We start from the raw sequence: 20,538 nt of genomic DNA on the forward strand, positions 1-20,538 counted from the left end.
GCCGGGGCCGGGTCAGCCGAGTGCGGCGACCCGGTCCCGGTAGTGGCGCACGGCTGCCGCGTCCCGGTACGGCTCCAGGCGCCGCTCGAAGTCGCGTACGTACTCGGTGGCCCGGACCGACCGCATCTCCGACGCCTGCTGGGCCGCCTCGGCGCCGAGGGAGCACGCCTGGTCGAGCTCGCCGAGCCCGAGTCGCGCGGAGGCGAGGACCACCTGGCAGAACAGCCGGCTGCGGGCGTACGCCGGGGAGCGCAGCTGGAGCGAGCGCTCCGCGTGCTGGGCGGCGATCCGGTAGTGCTGGAGGTCCCGGTGGCAGTGCCCGAACTCGTCGGCGAGCTGGGCCTCGTCGAAGTAGCGGGCCCAGTGCGGGGTCTCGTCCCCGGTCCGCGCGGTCTCCAGGGCGCGTTCCGCCCGGGCGAGCGCGGTGGTGCAGGTCCTGGCCTCGCCGAGCACGCCGTGCCCGCGGGCCTCGACCGCGTGCAGTATGGCCTGCACGACGGGCGGCGCCGACGATCCGATGCCCTGCTGGGCGACGCGCGCCAGCTGGACGGCTTCCCTGCCGTGCCCGAGATAGACCGCCTGCCGGCTCATGGTCATCAGGACGTAGCTGCCGTAGCCCCGGTCGCCCGCGGCCTGCGCGAGCCGCAGGGCCTGGACGAAGTACCGCTGGGCGAGGCCGTGGGCGGCGATGTCGTACGAGGTCCAGCCCGCCAGCCGGGTCAGGTCGGCGGCTGCGGAGAACAGGCGCCGGCCGGTGGCCTCGCCGTAGCTCCCGCGGAGCATCGGCTCCGCCTCGTGCTCCAGGTAGCGGACGAGGGCCTGCCGGGCGTGACCGCCGCCGTAGGCGTTGTCGAGGGTGCGGAAGAGTTCGCCGACGGAGCGCAGGGCCGCGACGTCCCCGCTGCTGACCCGCTGGCCCGGCCCCCGGTCGATCTGCCGCTGCCGCGGCACGGTCGACAGGGCCGGGGCCGGGGGCGCCGGGTGCGTGGGCGGCCGGGAGGCTCCGGGGCGGGCGCCGTTGCGGGCGCTCTGGCCGTGCACCGCGGTCGCCCCGTGCAGGGTCTGGGGGCCGGGCGGTCCGCCGCCGTTGAGCCCGCCGAGGCCGAGGGAGCCAGCTGGGCCGTTCGGGCCGTTCGGGCCTCCTGGGCCTCCCGGGCCGCGAAGTCCGCCGGGGCCGCTGCCGTCGGGCGAACCGGCGGCAGTTCCCCCAGCCGCCCCATGAGTTCCGTGAGACCCCCCGTTGACCGGCGGCCCGCCGCCCGCCGACGCCCCGACCGCGCCACGGGACGCGGCGGCCGGCGTCGGCGGCTCGGCGCTTCCCACCCACTCGTCAGCCCGCCCGATCAGCCAGTCCCGGCTGGGCACGACCAGCCCCGCCGGGGTGAACGCGATCTTCCGTAACTCCGCGTGGCTTCCCGAGTCCTTTCGCCACAGCCCGCTGACGATGTCGACCGCCTCGGCGGGCGTCGCGGCGAACTCCAGTCCGGCGTAGACGGGGGCGCAGGCGTCGAGCCCCAGGTCCTGGGCCGAGAGCCGCCGCCCCAGCCGTCGGGTGAAGACCTCGGCGATCAGCGCGGGAGTCGTGCCCCTCGGCTGCTGACCACGCAGCCAGCGGGTCACGGAGGTCTTGTCGTACCGCAGATCGAGGCCGTGCTCCAGACCGAGTTGGTCGACCCGGCGGGCCAGGCCCGCATGGGAGAAACCGGCTTCGGCGATGAGCGCGGCGAGCCGACGGTTGGGGGTGCGCTGCGGAGGTCGTTCCGACATCAGCTGTAGGGTCTCCTGCCTTCGGGGCCGGGCGGGCAGCCCTTATGGAACGGCGCGAATTTAGCGGCCCCGGCCGGACCCCCGGCCGCCTTCGCCCCACATTCATCCGATCGTGTGAGGATTGCTGGTGGCGCTGACGGAAATGACCTGCCGGGCTGCCTCGACGAGGGCGGTCGTACAGTGGCTGGGGGCGCACATCAGTGCATGGTGCCGTGGTTCCGGGGATACCCCCCGGCCTTCCGGCGCCACTAGTAGGGAGGCACCTGAAGTGAGTGAGCTGCGGTTTGTCCGTCTGGGGTTCGGCGAGGATTCCGTCGAGTACCAGGAGGCATGGCAGAAGCAGCGCGAGGTGCACGCCGCCCGGTTCGAGGACACGGTCCCCGACACGTGCCTCCTCCTCGAGCACCCGCCCGTCTACACGGCGGGCCGGCGCACGGCGGAGAACGAGCGCCCCCTGGACGGCACCCCGGTCATCGACGTCGACCGCGGCGGCAAGATCACCTGGCACGGCCCCGGGCAGCTCGTCGGCTACCCCATCCAGAAGCTTCCGCGCCCGGTCGACGTCGTCGCGCACGTCCGTCGCCTGGAGGACGCGCTGATCCGCACGGCCGCCGAGTTCGGCGTGGAGACCTCCCGGGTCGAGGGCCGCAGCGGCGTCTGGGTCCTCGGCGACCCGGTCGAGGAGCGGGCGACCCTCGGCGGGCTCTCCCTCGACTTCGACCCGCGCCTCCAGGACGAGGAGTTCGACCCGCGGATGAACGGCCCGGAGTACGCGCCGTCCAACGCGGGCCAGCGCCGCGAGGACCGCAAGCTCGCCGCGATCGGCATCCGCGTCGCCAAGGGTGTGACCATGCACGGCTTCGCGCTCAACGTGAACCCGGACAACACCTGGTTCGACCGGATCGTGCCGTGCGGCATCCGGGACGCGGGCGTCACCTCGCTCGCGTACGAGCTGGGCCGTGACGTGACCATCGCGGAGGTCCTCCCGGTGGTGGAGAAGCACCTCAGGGAGGTCCTGGAGAACGCGGCGCTCGCACCCCGGACCATCGAGGCTCCGAAGGCCGCCGTCTAGGGTCTTCCGTTTGGATCAGGCCGGATCAGGGAGCGGGGTCCGGTGCGCGCAGCTGCAAGGCGGAGGATTGAGGCAACGCGGGGCGTTGGTGATGGACGACAACGCCGCAGATGGGCGTGCCGGACCCCGCGAGCCCGGCATGATCCAAACGAGAGGCCCTAGCCGTCGGGAATAGGCCCCGTCGGCCGCAGGTTGGCCAGACGTAAGGCCGTTCTAACTACGGGCGTACCCTGGTGTTCGCCAAAGATTCGAATGCAGCGAAAGCAAAGGGGAGCCGGAGTGTCCGCTGTCGCACCCGACGGGCGCAAGATGCTGCGCCTGGAGGTCCGGAACAGCCAGACCCCCATCGAGCGCAAGCCCGAGTGGATCAAAACGCGGGCGAAGATGGGCCCCGAGTACACGCAGATGCAGAAACTCGTGAAGAGCGAGGGCCTGCACACCGTGTGCCAGGAGGCCGGCTGTCCGAACATCTACGAATGCTGGGAAGACCGTGAGGCCACGTTCCTCATCGGTGGTGACCAGTGCACCCGGCGATGTGACTTCTGTCAGATCGACACGGGCAAGCCCGCAGCCCTCGATCTCGACGAGCCGCGCCGTGTCGGCGAGTCCGTCGTCACGATGGACCTGAACTACGCCACCATCACCGGCGTCGCGCGCGACGACCTGGAGGACGGCGGAGCGTGGCTCTACGCGGAGACCGTCCGCCAGATCCACGGCCTGACCGCGGAGCGGGAGGCGGGCGCCACCAAGGTGGAGCTGCTGATCCCCGACTTCAACGCGGAGCCCGCACAGCTGGCCGAGGTCTTCTCCTCGCGCCCCGAGGTTCTGGCGCACAACGTCGAGACGGTCCCGCGGATCTTCAAGCGGATTCGCCCCGGGTTCCGTTACGAGCGCTCCCTGGAAGTCATCACGCGGGCCCGCGAGGCCGGACTGGTGACGAAGTCCAATCTGATCCTCGGCATGGGCGAGACCCGCGAGGAAGTCAGTGAGGCGCTCCGGGATCTGCACGACGCAGGTTGCGAGCTCATCACGATTACGCAGTACCTGAGGCCCTCCGTACGGCACCACCCGGTCGAGCGCTGGGTGAAGCCGCACGAGTTCGTGGAGCTGAAGGACGAGGCCGAGGCGATCGGCTACTCCGGCGTGATGTCGGGTCCGCTCGTCCGTTCCTCGTACCGCGCCGGGCGGCTCTTCCAGCAGGCGATCGAGCGGCGTCAGGCACTGGCCGCGGCGCCCGCGGAAGCCGCACCCGCTGTGTGAAACCGAGCACAAGCAGCTACTGAGCGCTAAAGCACGATGCGACGCGGCTCATACGCTCCCCGCAGGTCGGGGACGCGTATGGGCCGCGTCGGCGTGCGCGGCACCGAATTCCACGCTTCATTGGTGTTTGACCGTCCGGTCACGCGCTGGTAACACCAAGCAGTGACCCTGGGTACACGTGCGGCAGCAGCTCCGTCGGCCGCTGTCGGTCACGACTTCCCGTACTCAGTCCGCGCCCAGTCAGCGCATCCGCTCCGAGAGGGAACTCCACCATGCAGGCCGTGCCGGTACGCGCCAACGCCATCCCGTCCGTCACCAGCGCCCTCCGTGCCGTCGAGTCGCTGCTGCTGAGCAGCGGCCAGCGCACCGCCCGTCGCAACGCCTGGACGGCGGTCCTGGAGGACCGCCGCAGGGCCAAGGACCGGGTCGAGGCCCAGCACGTACTGGAGGCCGTGGCCGACCATCGTTCTTAGGCCACGTAAACTTCAGTACATGGCGAGGAAGGCAAACACTGAAGGCGCGGACAGCGCCGAGAACGCGGGGCGACTCAAGCAGATCGCCCTGACCTACAAGATGACCAGGCGGACCGACTCCAAGATCGGTCTTGTCGTCGCGGGTGTGGGAATCGTCACCTTCGGTGTCCTCCTCGCGATCGGTTTCTTGATCGACCACCCGATCTACGCGGGCATCCTCGGATTCGTCCTGGCCCTCCTCGCGATGGCGATCGTCTTCGGACGGCGCGCCGAGCGCGCGGCCTTCGGTCAGATGGAGGGGCAGCCCGGCGCGGCAGCGGCCGTTCTGGACCGGGTGGGTCGCGGCTGGACCACGACTCCCGCGGTCGCGATGAACCGCAGCCAGGACGTCGTCCACCGGGCCGTGGGCAAGGCCGGCATCGTTCTGGTCGCCGAGGGCAACCCGAACCGGGTGAAGAGCCTGCTGGCGGCCGAGAAGAAGCGCATGGCCCGCATCGTGGTGGACGTGCCGGTGCACGACATCATCGTGGGTGACGGCGAGGGCCAGGTGCCGCTGAAGAAGGTGCGCACCAAGATGCTCAAGCTGCCCCGGGTCCTGACCGGCCCGCAGGTCACGGCGGCCAACGACCGGCTCCGGGCGATGGGTGACCTGATGAGCAACATGCCGCTGCCGAAGGGTCCGATGCCGAAGGGCATGCGGATGCCGCGCGGCGGAAAGATGCGCTGATCCTTACAGCCCGTACCACGTAGCCCAGCGCCACGTGGCCCAGCACCTCGTAGCTCGCACCTCGTACAAGAAGGGGCGGTTCCGGACCCACAGGTCCGGAACCGCCCCTTCTTTTTCCTTCTGTCTTCTCTGCGCTCATCCGCCTTCGGTGCCTCTTACCGCGTCCGCGTCACGTCCGGACCTGTACGGCGCGGGCCAGCCGGTCGTGGAGGCCGCGGCCGTCGCGGTCCCAGACCAGGGGCGGGATGACCAGGAGAAGCAGCACGCTCCGGAGAATCACTCGCCCGGCGCCGAGCCGCTCGCCGTTCTCCGCGACGACCCGCAGGCCCAGGATGCGCTTGCCCGGCGTGCTGCCGACGGTACCGACGGTGAGCACGCTCAGTACGAGGAAGACGAAGAGCGCCCAGTTTCCCGCCGCCTGCTGGTCACCCCGAGCGAGCAGCCCGTATGCGATCACCAGGCACAGGGCCCAGTCGATGAAGATCGCCCCGAAGCGCCGGCCCAGTGGGGCCACGGAACCCGGCCCGTTCTCGGGCAGCCCCAGCCGCTTTCCCCGGTAGCCGAAATCGACACCCATGTCCTCGGCTGCCGCACGCGGCCCGGACAGCCACGATCCGATTACTTGCCTGTTGTCCACCCGACCACGGTACTGCGCCCGCGTTTGCGCCCGCCCAGGTGGGGCACGGAACACGTCGCTGAGGTGCCGCGCCCACTTCGCCCGGTTAACTTGGGCGAAACAAATGGGTCATGCTTGAGAAATCCCGTCTGCCTATGGTCGGGTCCAGCGTGTGCCACCGCACTGGCCGCACGAAAGAGCTGCAACCCCGCCCTTCTCCGGGTCGGGAGTAGGAGGAGTTGGATGTTCCAGAACGCCGACGACGTGAAGAAGTACATCGCCGACGAAGACGTCAAGTTCATCGACGTCCGGTTCTGCGACCTGCCCGGAGTGATGCAGCACTTCACCATCCCGGCGGCGGCCTTCGACCCGACCGAGGAGCTCGCCTTCGACGGCTCGTCGATCCGCGGTTTCCAGGCCATCCACGAGTCCGACATGGCGCTCCGCGCGGACCTCTCGACCGCCCGTGTCGACCCGTTCCGCCGCGACAAGACCGTCAACATCAACTTCTTCATCCACGACCCGATCACGGGCGAGCAGTACAGCCGTGACCCGCGGAACGTGGCCAAGAAGGCCGAGGCGTACCTCGCCTCCACCGGCATCGCCGACACCGCGTACTTCGGCCCCGAGGCCGAGTTCTACGTGTTCGACAACGTGCGCTTCCAGACCTCGGCGAACGAGTCCTTCTACCACATCGACTCCGAGGCGGGCGCCTGGAACACCGGGTCGGAGGACAACAACCGCGGCTACAAGGTCCGCTACAAGGGCGGCTACTTCCCGACCCCGCCGGTCGACCACTTCGCCGACCTGCGTGCCGAGATCTCCCTGGAGCTGGACAAGAACGGCCTCCAGGTCGAGCGCCAGCACCACGAGGTCGGCACCGCCGGCCAGGCCGAGATCAACTACAAGTTCAACACGCTGCTCGCCGCGGCCGACGACCTGATGCTCTTCAAGTACATCGTGAAGAACGTCGCCTGGCGCAACGGCAAGACCGCGACCTTCATGCCGAAGCCGATCTTCGGCGACAACGGCTCGGGCATGCACGTCCACCAGTCCCTGTGGGCCGGTGGCGACCCGCTCTTCTACGACGAGCAGGGTTACGCGGGCCTGTCGGACATGGCGCGCTACTACATCGGCGGCATCCTGAAGCACGCCCCGTCGCTGCTGGCGTTCACCAACCCGACGGTGAACTCCTACCACCGCCTGGTCCCCGGCTTCGAGGCCCCGGTCAACATGGTCTACTCGCAGCGCAACCGCTCCGCCGCGATGCGTATCCCGATCACGGGCTCCAACCCGAAGGCCAAGCGCGTCGAGTTCCGCGCCCCGGACCCGTCCTCGAACCCGTACCTCGCCTTCTCGGCGCTGCTGATGGCGGGCCTGGACGGCGTCAAGAACAAGATCGAGCCGGCCGAGCCGATCGACAAGGACCTCTACGAGCTGGCTCCCGAGGAGCACGCGAACGTCCAGCAGGTCCCGACCTCGCTGCCGGCCGTACTGGACGCCCTGGAGGCGGACCACGACTACCTGCTGGCCGGCGGTGTCTTCACCCCCGACCTGATCGAGACGTGGGTCGACTACAAGCGCACGAACGAGATCGCCCCGATCCAGCTGCGCCCGCACCCGCACGAGTTCGAGCTGTACTTCGACATCTAAGAACGCCGCAGGTCAGAGCGGATCTCCGCTCGCCTGTGCCGTCTGTGGGCCGTCGGCCGTGCTCTTCCCTCCCGGAAGACACGGCCGGCGGCCTTTTCCGCGAGCGGCGGCCTTCCCGGCCTCGAAGTTCTGGGTGCACCTTGTGGCGCTCGGTCACCGCATCAGGGCGACGACGGCTGCTTCGACGGGTTCGGTGTCCGGTTCACGACCGTCTGAGGTATCGACTTCGACGACGGCATCGACTCCACCCGGCGGTTCGAAGATCGACCGCTTCATCTCGCCTCGCCGGAACTGGGAGTGGAGCTGTCGGTCGACCTCCCCGCCGTCGGCCGCCCGGGCGCGGAGGCGCTCGTCGACGACCGCATCGCGAGCAACGACGTGAACAGCGAGCACCCGTGCATCACATGCGCGCAGCGCGTCCACCAGCGTGCATGAAAGCACGGAGGACTCCACGACGAAGCTCACCCCCGCGGAGGCGAGGAGCCGGGCCGAGTCGACCATCACGGCCTCGGCGCGGAGGCTCAGAGGACCGCCGGCCACGTGGAAGTCCGGGTTGAGCCGAACACCGCCGTCCTCGTCGACGGAGGCGGAGGACAGCCCGAGACCGACCTTGATCTCATCCCGGGTCAGGAACAGCACACCGAGGCGGCGTGCCGTCGCGCGGGCAACGGTGGTTTTTCCGGCCCCTGGGGACCCGCATACGGCGACCACCAACGGCCGTTCCGACTTCGGCATCCGCCGATCCTGCCGGATCCCGACGATGCTGTCCACGAGTCGATCATGGTCGGCCGAGCAACCCTCGGCGTCGTCGCGGCCCCAGCAGCCTGGAGGGTGGCAGCCGCCCGACGGTTTCGGTCTAAGGCTGCTCGGTGGGCTGCTGCGGGGCCTCGCGTCCGCCCGCGCTGACCAGCCCCGTCTCGTAGGCGACGATGACGGCCTGGACGCGGTCGCGGAGTCCCAGCTTGGCCAGGATGCGGGCGACGTGCGTCTTGACGGTCGTCTCGGCCAGGTGGAGGCGGGTGGCGAGTTCGGCGTTGCTCAGTCCTCGGGCCAGCAGGCCGAAGACCTCCAGTTCGCGCGGAGTGAGCGCGGCGAGGTCGCGGTGGAGGGCGGCGGTGTCGCCGTCGCGCTGGGCGAACCGCTGTACGAGGCGGCGGGTGATGGCGGGCGCGAGGAGAGCGTCGCCGGTGCGGACCGTGCGGACGGCCGCGGTCAGATGCTCGGGGGTGACGTCCTTGAGGAGGAAGCCGCTGGCCCCGGCGGACAGTGCCGCGTAGACGTACCGGTCGAGGTCGAAGGTGGTCAGGATGATGACGCGGGGTTCGTCGGGGGCGCCGGTGAGGATGCGGCGGGTGGCCTCCAGGCCGTCCATCTCGGGCATCCGGACGTCCATCAGGACCACGTCGGGACGTGTGCGGCGGACCGCTTCGACCGCTTCGGTGCCGTTGGTCGCCTCGGCGACGACGTCGATGCCGTCGGCGCCGAGGATCAACCGGAATCCGGTGCGGACCAGGGTCTGGTCGTCGGCGAGGAGCACACGCAGCGGCTCGGTCACGGTGTCTCCAAGGGGATCAGGGCCTCCACACGGTAGCCGCCGGTCAGGCGGCGGCCGGTGTTCAGGGATCCGTCGTAGACGGCGAGGCGCTCGCGCAGGCCGATCAGGCCCCGCCCGTTTCCGGCTGCCGCGCTCGCGCCCGGGTGTCCGCCGGTGTCGATGACTTCCACCCGGAGCCGGTCCGGGCCGTATGCGAGGGTCACCGCGGCGGTGGCGCCGGACGCGTGCTTCACCGTGTTGGTCAGGGCTTCCTGGACCACGCGGTAGGCGGCGAGTTCGACGCCGGGCGGCAGGGGACACGGCGGTCCGGTCACCGTAAGGTCGACCGGCAGTCCGGCGTCCCGGACCCGTCCGACCAGCGTTTCCAGCTGGTCCAGGCCGGGTTGCGGGGCCAGCTCCGTCGCCGTGTCGGCCAGGTCCGCACCTGCGTCCGTCCCCTCGCCCTCGTCGGCCATGGTGAGCAGCCCCATGACGTGGCGCAGCTCGGTCATCGCCGCCCGCCCGCCCGCCTCCACGGCGAGCAGCGCCTCGCCGGCCTGCTCGGGGGAGGTCTTCATGATCTTGCGGGCGGCGCCCGCCTGGATGATCATCACGCTGACGTTGTGCGTGACGACGTCGTGCAGTTCGCGGGCGATCCTGGCCCGCTCGTGCTCGACGGCCCGCCGCAGCGCCTCGGCCTGTGTGCGTTCCAGGGCGGAGAGCCGGGTGCGGCCCTCGTCGGTTCGGAGCTTCCAGGTACGCAGGCCGACGGCGGCCACGGCCATCGGGACGAGGATCAGCAGGGCGATGTACTCGTTGGGGACGATCGGTGTCACCGAGTTCCCCGAGGTGCCGACCAGGACGACCGACACCGGCAGCGCCACCAGGGTCGCCACCCGGTACGGGCTGTACACGGCGGCGCTGTAGACGGCGATGACGAACGCGTAGAACGTCAGCCGCAGAACGCTCTGCGGTGTCGCCAGTGTCGCGGCCGTCACGATGCACAGCACGGCGAGCGGGAAGCGGCGCCGCAGCACCAGGGCACCCGAGGCGATGGCCGCGAGGGTCACCATGAAGGCCATGCCGCGGGGGCCGTTCGGGCGCGGCACGACGCGCTCCACGCCGGGTGCGATCTCCCGCAACACGACGTTGTCGGCGTTGTCGATGCCGTAGTAGACGGTGGCGATACCGAGCGTCAGCGCCACCAGCACGTCGAACTGCCAGGAACGCAGGCTGAGCCGCAGCGGTGGGCTGCCGGGAAGCCTGGCCTCGCGGACCGTCCGGCGCGCGGTTTCCCGGAGCCGCTCCAGCACCGTACGTACGTTCATCACCGGCTCATTGTCGCCGCCGCCCGAATCCTCGGAGTCCCCCTCAGTGGTTGTTCCCTGCACCTCGCGTACATCGGGCGCCTACCTCGCAAGGATGACGTTCCGGCAGATCATCCCGATGCGGTAGGGCAAAGGGTTCGGGCGGGCGACGCGCGGGGGCCGGGCGCGCTCCTAGCGTCCGAGGGTCCGATGCCCGCATCGAAGGAGCCCTCTCATGACCACGCCGGTGATCGAACTACGCGAGGTGAGCCGCCGCTACGACGACGGCCCGCCCGCCCTGCACGACGCGTCGATGACCGTGCGGCCCGGTGAGGCCGTGGCGATCCTCGGCCCTTCCGGCAGCGGCAAGTCCACGCTGCTCAACCTGATCGCGGGTCTCGACCGGCCCGACACGGGGACCGTCACCGTGGACGGGGTGCGGGTGGACCGCCTAGGCGAGGCCGGTTCGGCGCTCTACCGGCGGTCGAAGATCGGCATGATCTTCCAGTTCTTCAACCTGCTCGACGACCTGACCGTCACCGAGAACGTCGTCCTGCCCGCGCGGCTCGCGGGCATGGCACGCGGCGGAGCCGATCGCCGGGCGGCGGAACTCCTGGACACCCTCGGCATCGACCAGCACGCCCGCGCCTACCCGGGGCGACTGTCCGGCGGCGAGCGGCAACGCGTCGCGGTGGCCCGGGCGTTGATGAACCGGCCACCGCTGCTCCTGGCCGACGAACCGACCGGGGCCCTGGACACGGCCGCCGGGCAGGACGTCAGCAGGCTGCTCACCGACCTCAATGCCGAGGGCCAGACCATCGTCGTGGTCACCCACGACCTGGCGTTGGCCCGGTCCTGCACGAACCGTACGGTCCGGATCGCCGACGGCCGGATCACCGAGGACGTCCGGACGCACGCCGTCGCCCCGGAGGCCGTCCGATGAGCGCGCTCGGCACGGTGGTGCGCTCGGGGGTGGGACGACGCCGGGTGCAGACGCTGGTGATCGGGCTCGCCACGATGATGGCGGTGGCCGCCTCCGTCCTCGGCGGATCGCTGCTCGTGGTCTCCGGCGCGCCCTTCGCCGACGCCTTCGCCAGGCAGCACGGCGCGCACCTGTCCGTCCGGTTCGACGCGGACAAGGTGAGTGCCGCGCAGCTGTCGAAGACCGGGGACGCCGAAGGGGTGAGCGCCGCGGCCGGGCCGTTCCGCACGGCGACGGTCACCCCGCGGCCGGACGGGGCCGTCCCCGGGTGGCCGATGACCGTGGTCGGCCGGGGCGATCCGGGCCGGGACGTGGACGAGGCGGTCCTGCTCGACGGGCGGTGGCCCACGCGCTCCGGCGAGATCGTGCTGTCCGCCGGCTCCTCGCTCTTCCCGGCCCTGGGCATGGAGATCGCCTTCCCCGATCTGTCCGGCGGTACGACGCTGACGGTGGTCGGTACGGCCCGCTCGGTCACGCAGACCGCTGACGCCTGGGTGGTTCCGTCCCAGATGCCGGCGCTCACCGCCCCCGGCGGTGGCGGCTACCAGATGCTCTTCCGCTTCACCGAAGCGGACACCCCCGCGCAGATCACCGCGGGCGGCAGGGCCGTGACGGATGCCCTGCCTCCGGGAGCGGCCGTCGGCGAACAGTCCTGGCTCACCGTCAGGAAGAGCGCCGAGCGCGACACCGCCCTCTACGTCCCGTTCCTCATCGCGTTCGGCGCCCTGGGCCTGGTCATGTCGGCGCTCATCGTGGGCAACGTCGTCGCGTCGGCCGTGGGCACGGCCACGCGCCGCATCGGCGTCCTCAAGGCCGTCGGCTTCACCCCGGCCCAGGTCGTGCGGGCCTACGTGGGCCAGGCTCTGATCCCGGCCGCGGCCGGCACGGCTCTCGGTGTCGTGGCCGGCCACCTGCTCGCCGTCCCCGTACTGGCCGAGACCGAGGAGGTCTACGGCGCCTCCTCCCTGACCATCGCCCCCTGGGTCGACCTGACGGTGATCGCCGGGGTGCTCGGCCTGGTGGCGGCGACGGCGTGGGCGAGTGCCTGGAGGGCCGGTCGGCTGCGTACGGTCGACGCGCCCGTCGGGCGTACGGCGTCGGCGGGTCGCGGACGGTGGGCGGCCCGCCTGGCAGGACGGCTGCCGTTGCCGCGACCGGTCGCGCTGGGCCTGGCCCGGCCCTTCGCGAGGCCCGCCCGCGCGCTGGCCATGGGCGCGGCGGTCCTGTTCGGCACCGTGGCCGTCACGTTCACCGTGGGGATGGGTGCCTCGCTCGGCGAGGTGATGAAGGCCAAGGCCCACGACGTCGCCGATGTCACCGTGGCCGCGCCCCTGCCGGAGTTCGGCCCTCAGGGCCCTGGTTCCGGGAAGCGGCCCCGGGCCGATCCCGCCGCGGTCGCCGCGGCCATCGAGGGCGCCCCTGGGACCGGGAAGTACTACAGCGCCGCGACGGTACGGGCGACCGTGTCCGGGGTGACCGGCACCGTCGACGTGATCGCCTTCAAGGGCGATGCCTCCTGGGGCGGCTACACGATGGTCTCGGGCCGCTGGATCGACAAGCCCGGAGAGGCCGCCGTGCCGACCCAGTTCCTGGCCGCCACCGGCGTCCGGATCGGCGACGCCGTCACCCTGAACGGCCTCAACGGCCCGGCCGAGCCGGTCACGGTCCGCATCGTCGGCGAGGTCCTCGACCCCCGCCTCGACGGAATGCAGGTGTTCACCGACGCGTCGACGCTCACGGCGGCGCATCCCGACCTGACCGGGACGAGCCATCACATCGCGGTCGCGTCGGGCGCCGACGTCGACGGCTACGTCGACGCACTGAACAAGGACCTGGCACCGCTCGGGGCCGGCGCTCGGGCCGGCGGGCTCGACGCAGGCGGCGACATGGTCGTCACGCTCAACGCGCTGGCCGCGATCCTCACACTGATGCTCGTCTCCGTCGCCGCGCTCGGTGTGCTCAACGGCGTCCTGCTCGACACCCGTGAGCGCGTCCGGGAGATCGGTGTCCACAAGGCGCTCGGGATGACGCCCCGGCAGACCGTCGCGATGGTCCTCACCTCGGTCGTCGTGACCGGACTGGCCGCCGGCGCGCTGGGCGTGCCGCTCGGCGTGGCCGTGCACGGCTGGGTCATGCCCGCGATGGGCGACAGCGCGGGGCTCCGCCTCCCCGGCTCCGTCATCGCCGTCTACGGCGGGGCCGAACTGCTCCCGCTCGCACTGGGTGGCCTGCTCATCGCCGTCCTGGGCGCGCTCCTGCCCGCCGGCTGGGCCGCCAGGGCCCGGACCGCCACGGCCCTGCGCACGGAAATAGGAGGCCGTCGTAGCCACCGGCCGGGGGCCGTCACCCGTCGTCGGGTAACGGCCCCCGGCCGAGTCCTGCGGTGCCCGGCGGTCCGTCGTCAGTGCCGCAGCGCCGTACCGACCTCGGCCTTCACGTTGCCCGTGAGCTTGCGGTTGCTGGTTGCCGTGGCGTCCTTCTTCTTGTCCGCCTGGACGTCGTCGACCGAGACGACGACCGTGTCCAGCAGGTTGCCGCTCGTGTCGTTGAAGTTGATCTGCACCACGTAGGACTTGGCGGAGTCGGTCCCGTTGGTCACGGTGAACTTCACCGTGGAGCGGTCCCCGTCCGTGTTCACCGTGCCGAGGTCGACATCGCCCTTGGCGTCCACGCCGCCCTTGAACTCGTCCAGCTTGTCCTGGGCGGCGGCCGTGGCCGAAGCGACGACGTCCGAGCCCTTCGAGGCCAGCGACGAGGCGGCGGACGCCGCCTGGGAGGCCGCGTCGGACGCACCGCTCCCGCCCCCGTCCTCGTCCGAGCAACCGACGGCCGCGGTCGCCACGACCGCGGTCAGCAGCGCGGCCCATACCCCTCGTACGACGCGTACGTCTCGCCCTGTCATCTGCGCCTCCCAGCACTCGCGATGGTCCCAGTCAAGGCCGACCGGAGCCGGGCCGCATGCCGTGTACGCCGTCCGGGTGCGGGCATGCCTGTGCCCCCGGTCTCCCGGGGGCACAGGTGTCAGGTGCGGGACGCCGTGGTCAGCGGCCGTAGCGGATCAGGGTGCGGACCATGCGGCAGGTGGTGTCGGACGGCGGGTGGATGCCGAGGCGCTCGGCGGTCGTGCGTATGCGGGTGTTGGTGGCGCTCGACGGCTGGTAGACGCCCGAGTCGAGCAGGGCGATCGCCAGGCGCATGGCCTTCAGGCGGCGGTTGTGGGAGACGTACCACTCGCGGGGGCGGCCCGCGGGGAGTCGCTTCCTCCGCAGAGGTTGGGTGAGCTGGTTGTGGAGCGGCTTGGTCGTGACTGTGGCGACGGCCATCGGCAACCTCCTGGCACGGTGGTGGAACCCTCACGAACTCCCTCCATTTTACTGCCCCCCACTGACAATCGCCCCTGGCCAGAAGGGCTTTCGCGACTCCCTCGCGTACCCTGGGCCCCATGGAGATCTGGATCAATCCGGCCTGTTCCAAGTGCCGCAGCGCTGTCGATCTGCTCGATGCGGAGGGTGCCGAGTACACCGTCCGCCGCTACCTGGAGGATGTGCCGTCGCCCGACGAGATCCGGGCCGTGCTCGAACGGCTCGGACTCGAACCGTGGGACATCACACGGACCCAGGAAGCAGCCGCGAAGGAGCTCGGGATCAAGGAGTGGCCGAAGGAGGCCGGTTCCCGGGAGCGGTGGATCGAGGCGCTCGCCGCGCACCCCAAGCTGATCCAGCGGCCGATCATCACCGCGGACGACGGCACGGCCGTCGTGGGGCGTACGGACGAGGCGGTACGGGACGCGTTGGGGCGTTGAGGCGCCGGTTGACGTAGTGCCTCAGGGGGCCAGGAACTGCTCCATTCCCGTGGTGAGTTCGGTGGCCTCCGGGTCGTGCAGCGGCAGGGTGTGGTGCGTGGCGCCGGCCAGCGTCGTCGTCTGCGCGTGCGGGAGCAGCCGGCGTGCGGTGCGCGCGACGCGTGCCGGGTCGTGGGCCCGGCCGCGTCCGGCGAGCAGCAGGAGTGTCGGTACGTCGAGGGCGCGCAGGTCCTCGCGCGCGGGACGCGGGCCGGTGACCGGCCGGGCGGCGGGGAAGCGCGTGGCTGCGTCCCTGAGACGCAGCCACGCCGGGGCGAGGGCGGCGCCCTCCGTCTCCCAGGCCAGGAAGGCGCGGGTCCGTTCGGCGCTCGGGCGCAGCAGCATCGGCAGGGCGTGCAGCAGGTAGGCGGGGCGGAAGCCCGCGAAGCACCCGGTCGGGTCGACGAGAACCAGTTTCCGGACCCGGCCGGGTGCGTGCAGGGCGTAGTGGAGAGCGATCCAGGCTCCGTAGGAGTGGCCGCCGAGGGCGACCGGCCCCGTGCCCAGGTGTCCGAGCACGGAGTCCAGCCAGGCTGTCAGGTCGGCGACGGTACGGACCGGGCGCTCCCCCGCCACGCTGCGCCCTGGGTCGCCGACCAGGTCGACGGCGTGGACCCGGTGGGTGCGGCCGAGCCGTGCGGCCTGGGCGTACCAGACGGTCGAGGTGGCTCCCCCGCCCGGGAGCAGGATCAGGGGCGGGGCCGCTGGGTCCTCGGGGCCGTAGCTGTTGATGTGGGTGGTGCCGAACGGGGTGGGAACCCGGGTGCGGGTGGTCCCGGCGGGCCAGTGCGATGCCAGGACCTCGTCGTACGCCGCGAGGAACGGCCTCAGGTCCGGGACGGGCTCGGCGGGCTCGCTGCGCGGAACGGGTGCCATGGATCCCATATTATCTCGCTGAGCGAGATAATGAAGGGGAGTGCGATGGAAGACCGGGAAGCGGAGCTGGAGATCGTCCATCTGCTGCGTAAGGTGACCGTCGAATTCGGCCTGCGCCAGGCCGAGTTCGCCCACCGTCACGGAATGCATCCCACCGACGTACGGGCGTTGATCTGCCTGCTCGACGCCGAGCGGGCGGGGACGGACGCGACCGCGGGGTGGCTGGGCGCCCGGCTCGGGCTCAACTCGGCGGGCACGACGGCGCTCATCGACCGGCTGGTGCGGCTGGGCCACCTCACACGGACCCGTGACCCGCGCGACCGGCGGCGGGTGCTGCTCGCCGTGGACGCGAAGGCCGTGGAGCTGGGGCAGGCGTTCTTCGGACCGCTGATCGAGAACACCGTGGCCGTGCTCCACGGCTTCGACGACCACGAGACGGCCGCCGTCCGCCGCTTCCTGTCCGCCGCCCACGAGGCGGTCACCACGATCGGCTGACCCCGGCGGGTCAGCGTTCGTCGGTGCCGGCGCGCTTTCCGGTGGCCAGCGCGATCCGGTTCCAGGTGTTGATGGCGAAGATCAGGGCGAGCAGCTGGGCCAGCTCCGCGTCCTCGAAGTGCGCCGCGGCACGGGCGTACACGTCGTCGGAGATCCCGCCGTCCGCGACCCGGGTGACCGCGTCCGTCAGGGCGAGCGCCGCCTGCTCCTTCTCCGTGAAGAAGTGCGTCGCCTCCTGCCAGACGGCGACCATGTGCAGTCGCTCCTCGCTCTCGCCCGCCTTCCGGGCGTCGGTGGTGTGCATGTGGAGGCAGTACGCGCAGTGGTTGAGGTGCGAGGAACGGATCTGCACCAGCTCGACCAGCGTGGGGTCGAGTCCTTCACGCGCCGCCGCGTCCAGGCCGATCACGGCCCGGAACGCCTTCGGCGCGGCCTTGGCGAAGTTGAGCCGGACGGTGGTGCCGGTGGTGGTGGACGGGGCGTCGGTCTTGATCTCTGTCGTCGTCATGGGTACGAATCTACGAGAACGAGCGACCGGTTACGGGGTGCATTTCGATGGCGGATTCATGGGTCAATTCGGCAGAGGTACTCGGCAGCGATCTGCCGCTCGCCCTCTCGGGCACGGGCAACAGACGGGCCGTCCTCATGCGGGCCCTGCGCGAGGCGGTCCGGGGCGGGCGGCTCGCTCCGGGCACCCGGCTGCCGCCGTACCGCTCGCTCGCCGCCGACCTCGGGCTGGCCCGCAACACCGTCGCGGACGCCTACGCGGAACTCGTCGCCGAGGGCTGGCTGACCGCCCGCCAGGGCTCGGGCACCCGGGTCGCCGAGCGGGCGGCGCCCGTCACCCCCGTGCACCGGCAGCGGACCCCGCCCCGGTCCGCCCACCCGGCCCACGACCTGGTCCAGGGGAAGCCGGACCCCTCCGTCTTTCCCAGGACCGCGTGGCTGGCCTCGGCCCGGCGGGCGCTCACCGAGGCACCGAACGACGCCTTCGGGCCCGGCGATCCGCAGGGGCGGCCGGAGCTGCGGCACGCCCTGGCCGGATATCTGGCCCGGGTGCGCGGCGTACGGACGTCACCCGAGCGCATCGTGCTCTGTTCGGGCGCCGCGCACGGGCTGCGCCTGCTCGCGGACGTCCTGGGCGGACCGTGGGCGGTGGAGGCTTACGGGCTGCCGTTCCACCGCCGTGTGCTCACCGGGCAGGGCGTCGGCACCCGGCCGCTGACCGTGGACGAACACGGGGCACACGTCGAGGAGTTGAGGGCGACGGACCGGGCGGTCCTGCTGACCGCCGCGCACCAGTTCCCGACCGGCGGCCCGCTGCATCCGGAGCGGCGGGCCGCGGTGGTCGACTGGGCGCGGGCGACGGGCGGTCTGGTCGTGGAGGACGACTACGACGGGGAGTTCCGTTACGACCGGCAGCCCGTGGGCGCGGTCCAGGGCCTCGATCCCGAACACGTGGTGCTGCTGGGCTCGGTGAGCAAGAGCCTCTCCCCCGCCCTGCGGATCGGCTGGCTGGTGCTTCCGGCACGGCTGGTGGAGGACGTCGTGGCGGCCAAGGGCGAACGCGAGCAGTGGTCGAGCGCCACGGAACAGCTGACACTCGCGGACTTCGTCGAGTCGGGGGCGTACGACCGTCAGGTGCGCCGGATGCGGCAGCGCCACCGGCGCCGGCGCGACCAGCTCGTGGCCGCGCTGGCCGAGCGGGCGCCGTACGTCCGGGTCTCCGGGATCGCGGCGGGTCTGCACGCGGTCCTGGAGCTCCCGCCGGGGACGGAGACCTCGGTGGTCCGGGCAGCCGCGTGGCAGGGGCTGGCGGTCGAAGGGCTCTCCGGATATCTCCACCCCGCCGTCACCGGCGGAGGGCGGGACGGACTGGTCGTGGGGTACGCGACCCCGGCCGAACACGCCTATCCGCAGGCGCTGGACGCCCTGTGCCGGGCGCTGCCTCCGGAGTGAGCCGGAGCCGAACGGAAGCCTCCGGTACGGACGTTGTCGGTGAGCCCGTTGAAACGAAGGGGACTGTTACTCGTACGTAGGGCCACACACGCACCGCGTCCGGCCGGAGCGTCTCCCACGTTCCGGCCGGGGACAGGAGCCCCACGTGTCACGCAGGAAGACCCTCAGCCGCACGAAGAAACTCGCCCTCTCGGCCGGGGCCGTCGCGCTCGCCGGCGCGACGGCGGCCGTGCTGGCCGGAACCAGTCAGGCTTCGCAGTCGCCACCGGCGGACGCCTCGTCCGTCGTCTGCACCGGGCTGGCCACCGCGCTGGGCAACAACGAGCAGTTCATCGCCGGGCAGCGGGCGGCTCCGGACGCCCAGTCGGCGGCGCGGATCGCCAACCGGGAAGCCGTCGTCGAGCAGATCCGGCGTCAGCAGGCCGCGTCCGGCTGCGCGGCGGACGAGGGCGGGCCGGACGCCGCCGCGCCTCCGGCGCAGGAACCGCCGGCCGGTACGGGTGAGGCTGCGGACGACAGCGCGGGTGCCACCGCGGAGGAGGACGCGGGCCGGGGTGCGGGCGAAGTCGTCTGCGCCGGATCCACCGTGACGCTCTCCGGCGAGGCCGGTGCCCCGGCCGCTTCGAGCGGCGAGTTCCCCCTGGGCACGGAGCTCAGGGTGACCAACCTCGACAACGACAGGTCCACGACCGTGAAGGTCTCTTCGGTCTCCGGCAGCTGCGCCCTGTTGAACAACGCGGCGTTCGAGCAGGTACGCGAGCCGGGCAAGTTCCTGATCCGCAACGCCCGCATCGAGCGCGTGGGCTGACCCCGGAGGGGCAGTACCCGTCACCGCCCGGCGGACGCGCCGGCAGCCGTCCGGGCGGTGACGGTACGCCCTCACACGGCAGGCACCGGCCCGAGGCCCGCCTCGGCCCGCGCCAGCAGCTCCGTGAGCCGGAGCCCGAACCGTACGTCGCAGGGGTGCGGCACTCCCGTACGGACCGAGTCGATCAGCGCGTCGGCCGCCGCCCGGAAGGAGCCCACCGCATCGCTCCACTTCGGCAGCGCGACCACTCCCCGCTCACCCCTGAGCTCGATCTCCATGCCCACCGCACCCAGGGGCGCGCCCAGCCCGAGCGTCACCGTGCTCGACGCCCCCGAGGTGTGGCGGAGCACCAGATGGGTGGTGCCGGAGGGCCCGCGGGCCGCGGTCACCTCCGTCACGTCGCCCAGGACCGGGATCAGGACCGAGAGCACATGCGGGCCGACGTCCCACAGCCCGCCCTTCTCGCGGCGCCAGGGCGAATCGGCGTACTCGCTGTCGGAGCCCGGTGTGTACAGCGCACTGAGCCACTGCGCGCGGGCGGTGAACCAGCCGTCCACCGAGGACTGTTCGGCGATCCAGTCGGCCGTCCCGGCGGCGAACCGCAGGGTGCAGAAGACCACGGACGCGACCCCGGCACGCTCCGCCGCGTCCGCGAGCTCCCGCGCGCCCGCCACGGTGGTCGCGATCGGCTTGTCCATCAGCAGGTGGCAGCCGGCGGCTGCGGCGCGGACGGCCAGCGGGGTCTGGATGTCCGGCGGCAGGGCGAAGGCCACCGCGTCGCTGCCCGCGAAGAGCGCGTCGATGCCCGCCTCGCCCGTGAACGCCTCGGTGCCGTGGGCGGTGGCCAGCGTCTCCGCGGCTTCGGGCCGGCGGCCCCAGACACCGCTCAGCCGGACGCCGGGGTGGTCGGCGAGAGCGGGGGCCTGGGTGTTGCGGGCCCAGGGGCCCGTACCCAGCAGTCCGATCCGCAGCGGAGTGTTCGGAGCAAGAGGTGTGGTCATGGGGTCAGTGTGCCCGGCCCGGCCGACAGCGCCGTCCGGCCCCGTATACGACGCGGCCCGTCCGGTCGGCCGAGGACCTTCCGGCTACCGCCGCTCACCCGCAGCGTATAACGGAGGAAACCTCGGTAACACGGGGTTCACATTCGGGCAACGGCCGGGAAATCGCG

Annotated in this window: 20 protein-coding genes; 11 read left to right on the plus strand and 9 right to left on the minus strand. The window is 71.7% G+C overall.

Going from position 1 to position 20,538, the window contains the following annotated elements; all coding sequences use genetic code 11:
• Positions 1–12 precede the first annotated feature (12 nt).
• A complete protein-coding gene (locus OG230_RS09880) occupies positions 13–1,767 on the minus strand; it encodes a regulator (RefSeq protein WP_328909781.1) in 1,755 nt (584 codons plus the stop codon).
• A gap of 268 nt (positions 1,768–2,035) precedes the next feature.
• Between OG230_RS09880 and lipB the strand changes: the two genes are divergently transcribed.
• The 4 genes from lipB to OG230_RS09900 all read left to right on the plus strand — a co-directional run bounded on the left by lipB (position 2,036) and on the right by OG230_RS09900 (position 5,299).
• The gene (gene lipB, locus OG230_RS09885) at positions 2,036–2,839 is read left to right on the plus strand and encodes a lipoyl(octanoyl) transferase LipB (RefSeq protein WP_328909782.1); all 804 of its coding nucleotides are present in this window, start codon (positions 2,036–2,038) and stop codon (positions 2,837–2,839) included.
• A gap of 279 nt (positions 2,840–3,118) precedes the next feature.
• Positions 3,119–4,099, plus strand: coding sequence for a lipoyl synthase (gene lipA, locus OG230_RS09890; RefSeq protein ID WP_328909783.1), 981 nt, complete (start codon positions 3,119–3,121; stop codon positions 4,097–4,099).
• Between the two features lie 272 nt (positions 4,100–4,371).
• The gene (locus OG230_RS09895; protein WP_328909784.1) at positions 4,372–4,572 is read left to right on the plus strand and encodes an SCO2195 family GlnR-regulated protein; all 201 of its coding nucleotides are present in this window, start codon (positions 4,372–4,374) and stop codon (positions 4,570–4,572) included.
• A 19-nt stretch (positions 4,573–4,591) separates the two neighbouring features.
• Positions 4,592–5,299 (plus strand): DUF4191 domain-containing protein, encoded by a 708-nt coding sequence (locus tag OG230_RS09900; RefSeq protein WP_328909785.1) that lies wholly within the window; start codon positions 4,592–4,594, stop codon positions 5,297–5,299.
• Between the two features lie 169 nt (positions 5,300–5,468).
• Here the strand turns inward: OG230_RS09900 and OG230_RS09905 are convergent, their stop codons facing one another.
• Complete coding sequence (locus OG230_RS09905) at positions 5,469–5,936, minus strand: RDD family protein (protein ID WP_328909786.1); 468 nt, start codon at positions 5,934–5,936, stop codon at positions 5,469–5,471.
• 222 nt (positions 5,937–6,158) lie between these two features.
• On the opposite strand from OG230_RS09905, the gene glnA reads away from it, so the two are divergent.
• Positions 6,159–7,568 carry a type I glutamate--ammonia ligase gene (gene glnA, locus OG230_RS09910; protein ID WP_328909787.1) on the plus strand — a complete coding sequence of 470 codons (1,410 nt, stop codon included), beginning with the start codon at positions 6,159–6,161 and terminating at the stop codon, positions 7,566–7,568.
• Between the two features lie 153 nt (positions 7,569–7,721).
• Here glnA and OG230_RS09915 read toward each other — a convergent pair whose 3' ends face one another.
• The 3 genes from OG230_RS09915 to OG230_RS09925 all read right to left on the minus strand — a co-directional run bounded on the left by OG230_RS09915 (position 7,722) and on the right by OG230_RS09925 (position 10,430).
• Positions 7,722–8,303 (minus strand): AAA family ATPase, encoded by a 582-nt coding sequence (locus tag OG230_RS09915; RefSeq protein ID WP_328909788.1) that lies wholly within the window; start codon positions 8,301–8,303, stop codon positions 7,722–7,724.
• A 121-nt stretch (positions 8,304–8,424) separates the two neighbouring features.
• On the minus strand, positions 8,425–9,123 hold the full coding sequence (locus tag OG230_RS09920; protein ID WP_328909789.1) for a response regulator transcription factor: 699 nt from the start codon (positions 9,121–9,123) through the stop codon (positions 8,425–8,427).
• Positions 9,120–10,430 (minus strand): sensor histidine kinase, encoded by a 1,311-nt coding sequence (locus tag OG230_RS09925; RefSeq protein WP_328909790.1) that lies wholly within the window; start codon positions 10,428–10,430, stop codon positions 9,120–9,122. Before OG230_RS09925 ends, OG230_RS09920 begins: the two co-directional genes overlap by 4 nt.
• 214 nt (positions 10,431–10,644) lie before the next feature.
• Between OG230_RS09925 and OG230_RS09930 the strand changes: the two genes are divergently transcribed.
• Positions 10,645–11,352, plus strand: a complete 708-nt coding sequence (locus OG230_RS09930) for an ABC transporter ATP-binding protein (protein ID WP_328909791.1) — start codon at positions 10,645–10,647, stop codon at positions 11,350–11,352.
• On the plus strand, positions 11,349–13,961 hold the full coding sequence (locus OG230_RS09935; RefSeq protein ID WP_328909792.1) for an ABC transporter permease: 2,613 nt from the start codon (positions 11,349–11,351) through the stop codon (positions 13,959–13,961). The genes OG230_RS09930 and OG230_RS09935 overlap by 4 nt, the downstream gene beginning before the upstream one ends.
• A 471-nt stretch (positions 13,962–14,432) precedes the next feature.
• Here the strand turns inward: OG230_RS09935 and OG230_RS09940 are convergent, their stop codons facing one another.
• A complete protein-coding gene (locus OG230_RS09940) occupies positions 14,433–14,714 on the minus strand; it encodes a hypothetical protein (RefSeq protein ID WP_328909793.1) in 282 nt (93 codons plus the stop codon).
• A gap of 119 nt (positions 14,715–14,833) precedes the next feature.
• On the opposite strand from OG230_RS09940, the gene OG230_RS09945 reads away from it, so the two are divergent.
• Positions 14,834–15,193, plus strand: a complete 360-nt coding sequence (locus OG230_RS09945) for an arsenate reductase family protein (protein ID WP_328909794.1) — start codon at positions 14,834–14,836, stop codon at positions 15,191–15,193.
• Between the two features lie 21 nt (positions 15,194–15,214).
• Here the strand turns inward: OG230_RS09945 and OG230_RS09950 are convergent, their stop codons facing one another.
• The gene (locus OG230_RS09950) at positions 15,215–16,108 is read right to left on the minus strand and encodes an alpha/beta fold hydrolase (protein WP_328909795.1); all 894 of its coding nucleotides are present in this window, start codon (positions 16,106–16,108) and stop codon (positions 15,215–15,217) included.
• A gap of 45 nt (positions 16,109–16,153) precedes the next feature.
• Here OG230_RS09950 and OG230_RS09955 point away from each other — a divergent pair, with 45 nt between their 5' ends.
• Positions 16,154–16,603, plus strand: coding sequence for a MarR family transcriptional regulator (locus OG230_RS09955; RefSeq protein ID WP_328909796.1), 450 nt, complete (start codon positions 16,154–16,156; stop codon positions 16,601–16,603).
• Between the two features lie 10 nt (positions 16,604–16,613).
• Here the strand turns inward: OG230_RS09955 and OG230_RS09960 are convergent, their stop codons facing one another.
• Entirely contained in the window at positions 16,614–17,111 is a 498-nt protein-coding gene (locus OG230_RS09960; RefSeq protein ID WP_328909797.1) for a carboxymuconolactone decarboxylase family protein, read from the minus strand.
• Between the two features lie 47 nt (positions 17,112–17,158).
• Between OG230_RS09960 and pdxR the strand changes: the two genes are divergently transcribed.
• Both pdxR and OG230_RS09970 read left to right on the plus strand, forming a co-directional pair.
• Entirely contained in the window at positions 17,159–18,562 is a 1,404-nt protein-coding gene (pdxR, locus tag OG230_RS09965; protein WP_328909798.1) for a MocR-like pyridoxine biosynthesis transcription factor PdxR, read from the plus strand.
• Positions 18,563–18,707: 145 nt separating this feature from the next.
• Positions 18,708–19,370, plus strand: coding sequence for a hypothetical protein (locus tag OG230_RS09970; RefSeq protein WP_328909799.1), 663 nt, complete (start codon positions 18,708–18,710; stop codon positions 19,368–19,370).
• Positions 19,371–19,441: 71 nt separating this feature from the next.
• Here the strand turns inward: OG230_RS09970 and OG230_RS09975 are convergent, their stop codons facing one another.
• Positions 19,442–20,371, minus strand: a complete 930-nt coding sequence (locus OG230_RS09975) for a Gfo/Idh/MocA family protein (RefSeq protein WP_328909800.1) — start codon at positions 20,369–20,371, stop codon at positions 19,442–19,444.
• Positions 20,372–20,538: the final 167 nt, after the last annotated feature.

Origin of the sequence: Streptomyces sp. NBC_00234, from assembly GCF_036195325.1 — a bacterium.
GTDB lineage: Bacteria > Actinomycetota > Actinomycetes > Streptomycetales > Streptomycetaceae > Streptomyces.